This window comes from Sutterella parvirubra YIT 11816 (assembly GCF_000250875.1).
In the GTDB taxonomy this organism is placed as follows: Bacteria; Pseudomonadota; Gammaproteobacteria; order Burkholderiales; family Burkholderiaceae_F; genus Sutterella; species Sutterella parvirubra.
Genome location: NZ_JH605011.1, coordinates 70177 through 77032, shown reverse-complemented (window position 1 = coordinate 77032; position 6856 = coordinate 70177). Strand labels below are relative to the sequence as shown.

General features: G+C 64.8%; 5 protein-coding genes. 4 read left to right on the top strand and 1 reads right to left on the bottom strand.

Going from position 1 to position 6856, the window contains the following annotated elements; all coding sequences use genetic code 11:
• A partial coding sequence (locus tag HMPREF9440_RS12255) for a DNA topoisomerase (RefSeq protein WP_040765487.1) occupies nucleotides 1-1644 on the top strand: 1644 nt, incomplete at its 5' end.
• Between the two features lie 76 nt (nucleotides 1645-1720).
• On the opposite strand, the gene paeA is transcribed toward HMPREF9440_RS12255, so the two are convergent.
• On the bottom strand, nucleotides 1721-3034 hold the full coding sequence (gene paeA / locus HMPREF9440_RS09050; RefSeq protein WP_008543518.1) for a polyamine export protein PaeA: 1314 nt from the start codon (nucleotides 3032-3034) through the stop codon (nucleotides 1721-1723).
• Nucleotides 3035-3329: 295 nt separating this feature from the next.
• Between paeA and HMPREF9440_RS09045 the strand changes: the two genes are divergently transcribed.
• The 3 genes from HMPREF9440_RS09045 (at nucleotide 3330) to HMPREF9440_RS09035 (ending at nucleotide 6709) form a co-directional block, all read left to right on the top strand.
• Entirely contained in the window at nucleotides 3330-4349 is a 1020-nt protein-coding gene (locus tag HMPREF9440_RS09045; protein WP_008543517.1) for an amino acid ABC transporter substrate-binding protein, read from the top strand.
• A 75-nt stretch (nucleotides 4350-4424) separates the two neighbouring features.
• The gene (locus HMPREF9440_RS09040; RefSeq protein WP_008543516.1) at nucleotides 4425-5618 is read left to right on the top strand and encodes an amino acid ABC transporter permease; all 1194 of its coding nucleotides are present in this window, start codon (nucleotides 4425-4427) and stop codon (nucleotides 5616-5618) included.
• Complete coding sequence (locus HMPREF9440_RS09035) at nucleotides 5615-6709, top strand: amino acid ABC transporter permease (protein WP_008543514.1); 1095 nt, start codon at nucleotides 5615-5617, stop codon at nucleotides 6707-6709. The genes HMPREF9440_RS09040 and HMPREF9440_RS09035 overlap by 4 nt, the downstream gene beginning before the upstream one ends.
• Nucleotides 6710-6856: the final 147 nt, after the last annotated feature.

Genomic DNA, 6856 nt, shown 5'->3' with positions numbered 1-6856 from the left:
AAGATGACGCTCGCGATCGCGCAGCGCCTCTACGAGCGCCACAAGGTGCTCACGTATCCGCGTACCGACGCCCGCGCGCTTCCCGAGGACTACGTCGACACCGTGAAGGACACGATGAAGAAGTTGGCCGGGATCGACGCCTACGTGAAGTTCACGGGCGAGGTGCTCGCGAACGGCTGGGTCCGTCAGGACAAGCGCATCTTCGACAACACGAAGATCAGCGACCACTTCGCCATCATCCCGACCGGGGAGCTGCCGAAGTCGCTCGATGAGACCGACCAGAAAATCTACGACCTCGTCGTGCGCCGCTTCATCTCGGTCTTCTATCCGGCCGCCGAATACAACGTCACGACCCGCATCACCAAGGTTGAGGGTGAGCACTTCCTCACGGAAGGCAAGGTCCTTCTGAAGGCCGGGTGGCTGGAGCCCGCCGGCCGCTCGCAGAAGTCCGCGGACCTCCCTCCGGTCGTTCAGGACGAACGCGTGCGCACCGAGGCCGTCGAAGCCGTCTCGGACGAAACCCGTCCGCCCGCCCGCTACACGGACGCGACGCTTCTTTCCGCGATGGAAAACGCCGGGAAGAAGCTCGACAGCGATGAGCTGCGCGACGCGATGGCCGAAAAGGGCCTCGGCACGCCGGCGACCCGCGCCCAGACGATCGAAGGCTTGATCGACCAGAAGTACCTCCGCCGCGACGTGCGCGAGCTCGTCCCGACGCCAAAGGCTTTCCAGCTGATCGCGCTCGTCAAGGGCCTCAAGATCGACGAACTCACCCAGCCGCGCCTCACGGCCGAATGGGAAAAGAAGCTCGCCATGATCGAAGCCGGCCGCGAAACGAGCGAAGGCTTCATGGCGGACATCCGCGCGATGACGGAAAACATCGTCGCCGCCGCCAAGCAGTACGAAGGCGACAGCGTGCCGATTGAAAACCCGATGCACTGCAAGAACCGGTGCCCGGCCTGCGGCGGCGAGATCGTCGAAGGCTACCGCCGCTTCAGCTGCACGACGCCGGGCTGCTACTTCTCCTTCACGAAGCACCCGTCGGGGCGCGTCTTCGAACCCGAAGAGGTCGAAGAGTTGCTCGCGACGCACCACGTGGGGCCGCTCGCGGGCTTCCAGAGCAAGCGCGGGTTCGCGTTTGAGGGCGAATTGGTCCTCGAGCGCGATGCCGACACGGGCGAATGGGGCATGCGCTTCGACTTTGAGGAGCGTCCCGAACCCGACGCCGACGAATTCATGCAGACGCCCGTCATCGGGAAGTGCCCGAAGTGCGGCGCGCCGGTCCACGAAACGGCGGACGCCTACGTCTGCGAAACCGCCTTCAAGGATCAGGCCAAGTGCCCGATGAGGATCGGGAAGACCATTCTGCAGCGCGACATCAGCGTGGACGAAGTGAAGGCGCTTCTTGAAGAAGGCAAGACGCCGCTTTTGGACGGCTTCGTCTCGAAGCGCACCGGCCGCGCCTTCAAGGCCTTCCTCGTCTACGACGAGAAGAAGGGCACGATCTTCAAGTTTGAAGAGCGTAAGCCTAAGGAGAAGGCCGCCAAGGCCGATGCGGCCGGGGAGAAGGCTGAAAAGGCTGAAAAGGCCGAAGCCCCGAAGCGCACGACGCGCCGCCGCACGACGGCGAAGACGTCGAGCTGATCGACTTTTCCGACGAAGAAAAGCCCCGCGGACCGGTGAGTCCTGCGGGGCTTTTTCAATCGGGCGGGAAGCGCCGTCAGTCTTCCGCGGGGGCGTCCTGCACCGTCTTGATGCGGGTGACGAGCACCTGGTCGATGCGGTTGTTGTCGACGTCGAGCACTTCGAACGCGAACCCGTTCGTCGTCACCTTGTCGGTGCGCTTCGGGATCTTGCGCAGCATGTACATCATGAAGCCCGCGACGGTCTCGTAGGCCGAGTCTTCGGGGAGCTCGTCGATGCCGAGCGCGTGCTCGAGGTCGTCGATCGGGGTCGAGCCGTCGACCAACCACGTGCCGTCTTCGCGCGGGATGATCTGGAGTTCGTCCGAGGTGGTGACGAGGTCCGCCATCACGGTCGACATCACGTCGTTGATCGTGATGATGCCGACGACGAGCGCGTACTCGTTGAGGATCACCGCGAAGTCGCCGTGCGTGCGCTGGAAGACGTCGAGCACTTCGGAGAGCGTGAGCGAGTCCGGAATGAACTGGCAGGGCTGCACGAGGCCCGTTTCGCGGAAGTTGATGGGCTTCTCTTCGAGGACGCAGCGCAGGAGGTGCTTGGAGTCGACGAAGCCCACGACATGATCGAGGTCCTTGTCGCAGACGAGGAAGCGGTTGTAGGGCACCGTCGCGATCTTCGCGCGGATGCTGTCTTCGGACTCGTCGAGCGTGAAGTAGACGATGTTTTCGCGCGGGGTCATCGCGGAGGGAACGAGTCGGCTTTCAAGCTCGAACACGTTCTGGATCACCGCTTCTTCCTGCGGGGCGATCACGCCCGCGGCGGTGCCGGCGCCCACGCTCGCCAGAATGTCTTCCGAGGTGATCGTCTCCTGGCGCTTCGTCGGCATCCCGAGCGAGCGGATGCAGGCGTCGGACAAGCGCTCCAGCACGAAGACGATCGGGCGCAGCACGCGGATGATGATCCGCATCGGGCGCACGACGCGCATGGCGATCGCTTCGGGGCGGCCGATGGCGAGGCGCTTCGGCAGGAGGTCCGCGAAGATGACGAAGAGCGAGGTGGCGAGCAGGAACGAGAGCGCGAAGCTCACGTGCTTCAAGTTCGCCTCAGGCACGACGCTCCCCAGCGCCCACGAGAAGAAGGGCGAGAAGGCCGCGTCGCCGACGATGCCGCCCAAAAGGGCGACGGCGTTGATGACGACCTGAAGCGCGGAGAAGAATTGGCCGGGATGGTTTTGGAGTTCCATCACGAGGCCGGCACGGCGGTCACCCTCGTCGGCAAGCGATTGGAGCCGGGTTTTGCTGGCTGCGGCCAGGGAGATTTCGGCCGCGGAGAAAAAGGCACTGAGCAACACCAGGCCGAAAAGCGCAAACACCTGAGGGAGAGAAGTCATACATCCGCCATTTGGAAACAAGAACCCAATAATTTTATCACGCGTCTCTAATGCGTTGTTTTCTGTGGATTTTGTGCGCTTTCATTTCCCGCTCGGGCAAGAACTCTAGGGAGAAGGGCTCAGAAGGGGCCCGAGTTTCCGCGGGTTCTTGCGCTACACTCAAACGGCACCTTGAGAGGGCCATGTTTGACCCAACCAAGGGCTTTTCGACGGATAGCGGCCGCTTCGGTAAAAGTGCTTAGAGCGGGACCGCGCCGTCCACCGGACTCAGCCACCCTTCGAGAGGAAAGCACCCATGAAGCTCCTTCCCGTCTTCGTCGCCGCGGCCCTGGGCGCAGTTGCCGCGGCTCCCGCCTCCGCCGGCGCCGTTCTCGACAGCATCAAGTCCCGCGGGCACCTGCTCTGCGGCGTCAACACCTCCGCGCCGGGCTTCTCCAGCGCGGACAGCCAGGGCAAGTGGCGCGGGCTCGACGTCAACATCTGCCGTGCGGTCGCCGCCGCCGTTCTGGGCGACAGCGAAAAGGTGAAGTACGTGCCGCTCGCCTCGCCCCAACGCTTCACGGCGCTCCAGTCGGGCGAAGTCGACATGCTCGCGCGCAATACGACCTGGACGATGACCCGCGACGCGAGCCAGGGCTCCGTCTTCGTCGCCGTCTCCTACTACGACGGTCAGGGCTTCATCGTCCCGAAGGACATCAACGTGAAGAGCGCCAAGGAATTGGACGGCGCGACGGTCTGCGTGCAGTCCGGGACGTCTTCGGAAAAGACGCTCGCCGACTACTTCAACGCGAACAAGATGACCTACAAGACGGTCGTCTTCGACACGACCGAAGCGACGCAGAGCGCCTTCCTTTCGGGCCGCTGCGACGTCTACACGACCGACATGTCCGACCTTGCGGGCATGCGCACGCTCGCGCAGGATCCCACGAAGTACGAGATCCTTCCCGAAACGATCAGCAAGGAACCCCTCGGTCCGGCCGTGCGCCGCGGTGACGAAGAGTTCTTCCAGATCGTGCGCTGGTCCTTCGCCGCGTTCCTGGGCGCCGAAGAGCTGGGCGTCACGAAGGCGAACGTCGACGAACTCCGCAAGACGTCCGCCAACCCCGACGTGCAGCGCCTGATCGGCACCGGCGAGGACATGGGCCGCATGCTCGGCCTCGACAAGGACTGGTCTTATCGTATTATTAAGCAGGTCGGCAACTACGGCGAATCCTGGACCGAGTACTTCGGCCCGAACTCCGCCCTCAACCTGCCGCGCGGCCTCAACAAGCTCTGGACGGAAGGCGGCCTGATGTACGCCATGCCGATCCGCTGAGGCTGATCCTCTCACAAGCCCGAGGCTCCGGAGGATTCCGGGGCCTCTCTTGTTTTCTCAGACCACCACCCGACTATGCTGCGATTCGGCGCGCGTTGGCGCGACAGCTTGTGGACCACTCCCGGAGACGAGGCCTGGCGCCGACGCGAGCAGGCCCGCCGCCGTCGCGAGTACACGCTGCAGGCGGTGCTCATCCTCCTTTTGGTGGGCGTGCTTGCGGCGCTCTCCGTGAACGTCGCGGAGAACCTCGAAGCGAAGAACATCCGCAACGGCTTTGAGTTCCTCTTCGGCCGCGCGGGCTTCGACATCGGTGAGAAGCTTCTGCCCTTCACGAGCGCCGATCAGCTCTGGCGGGCGTTCCTGATCGGGCTCCTCAACACCCTTCACGTCTCGGTCCTCTCGATTCTCACCGCCACGGTGCTCGGGATCGTCGTCGGGGTGATGCGGATTTCGCGCCACCCGGGGCTGCGCTTTCTGGGCGCCGCGCACGTGGAGGTCTACCGAAACGTGCCGCTTCTGGTCCTTCTTCTCGCGATCTACCTCACCATCACCGAGCTTCTGCCGGGGGTGAGGGATGCGTGGAGTCTCGGGGACTGGATCTATCTCTCCAAAACCGGGCTTCTCTACGCCGTTCCCCAGCTGGGCGGCTGGGCCATGGCGGCCTTCGCGCTGGTGGGCGCCGCCGCGGGGTTCGGGGCCTGGAAGGTGACGCTTCGCCGCCAACCGGCGCTCATCGCCGGGGTCGCGGCCGCCGGGGCGTTCGTCCTCGCAGGCTTCGCCGCGTGGCTCACTGTGGGCTTTGCCTTCGGGTGGGACGCACCCGTCGCCACGCGCTTTTCGATGCGCGGGGGCGCCGCCGTCACGCCCGAATTCCTCGCCCTCTGGGTGGGGCTCACGATGTTCACGTCGGCCTCCATCGCGGAAATCGTCCGCGCCGGGGTCGCCGCCGTGCGCCCGGGTCAGTGGGACGCGGGGCTGGCGCTGGGGTTGACGCTCCTTGAAACCGTGAGCTACGTCATCTTCCCGCAGTCGATGCGTCTTGCGATTCCGCCCCTGGCGAGCCAGTACATGAACCTCACGAAGAACTCTTCGCTCGCGGTCATGGTGGGCTACCCCGACCTCGTCAACATCGCCAACACGACGATCAACGTGAGCGCGCAGGCGCTCGAAGTCATCTGCATCATCATGGGGGTCTACCTCACGGTGAACCTCCTCATCGCGGTCGTGATGAACGCGGTCAACAAGCTTGTCATGAGGGCGCCGCAATGACGCATCCGAACGCACCGCGCACCGGCCTCCTCGCGATCCTGCGCCAGAAGCTCTTCTACTCGCCCGGAGCGGCCGTCCTCACGGTCCTCATCGCGGCGGTCGTCCTTCTGGCGGGCTGGAAGGCGCTCGACTGGGCGGTCCTCTCGGCCGTTTGGCAAAACGACCTCGAAGCCTGCCGTCAGGCGTCGGGCGCCTGTTGGGGGTTCGTCGACGAGAAGTGGCGCCTCATCCTCTTCGGGCGCTACCCGCACGAACTGCAGTGGCGCCCCGGGACCGCGACGATCCTCGTCGTCCTCATGCTCTGCGTCACGGCGCTCCCTGGCCTCTGGAACCGCAGGGGGGCGCGCATCATCGCGCTCGGTTGGGCCGCGACCCTCATCGCCTTCTTCGTCCTGATGCTGGGCGGGGTCTTCGGGCTCTCGTCCATCTCGACCGACATGTGGGGCGGGCTCCCGCTCACCGTCGTGCTGACGTTGGTCGGCATGACGCTTTCCGTCCCGCTCGGGATTCTGCTCGCGATCGGGCGCCGCAGCGAAATGCCGATCATCTCGGCGGTTTCCGCGGGCTACATCGAACTCGTGCGCGGGGTGCCCCTCATCACGGTGCTCTTCGTCGCGACCTTCATCTTTCCGCTTCTCATGCCCGCGGGCGTGCGTGTGGACGCCTTCTGGCGCGTCGCCCTCGCGATCGTGCTCTTCCAGGCGGCCTACATCGCGGAAACGGTGAGGGGCGGCCTGCAGACGGTGCCGAAGGGTCAGACCTTGGCCGCCCTGTCGCTCGGCCTCACCAAGCGCCAGGTCTACGGCTCGGTGCTTCTCCCGCAGGCCCTGGTCGCCGTCATTCCGGCCTTCGTCAACAGCCTGCTCTCCTGCTTCATGGACACGTCGCTCGTCACCGTGGTGTCGATGTACGACCTCCTGGGGAGCCTGCGCCTTGCCTTGGGAGACGCGCAGTGGCGCGCCTACTTCGTCGAAGGCTACGTCTTCGTGACGCTCATCTACTTCGTCTCGAGCTTCATCATCTCGCGCTACAGCCTGTGGCTCGAAGCCCGGCTCACGGGCGGGAAGAGCCGCCGCCACGCGGACGCCTGAGACGCCTTCCATCTTTTCAAACGATCATGGTCTTTCACGAACACATCATCCGCGTCTGCGCCCCCGGCGAAGTGACCCGCGCCGCCCTTTGGGCGGGCCTCGCCGACTTCGTCGCGAACCCTCAGGACTACCTCGACGGCGCCGTCG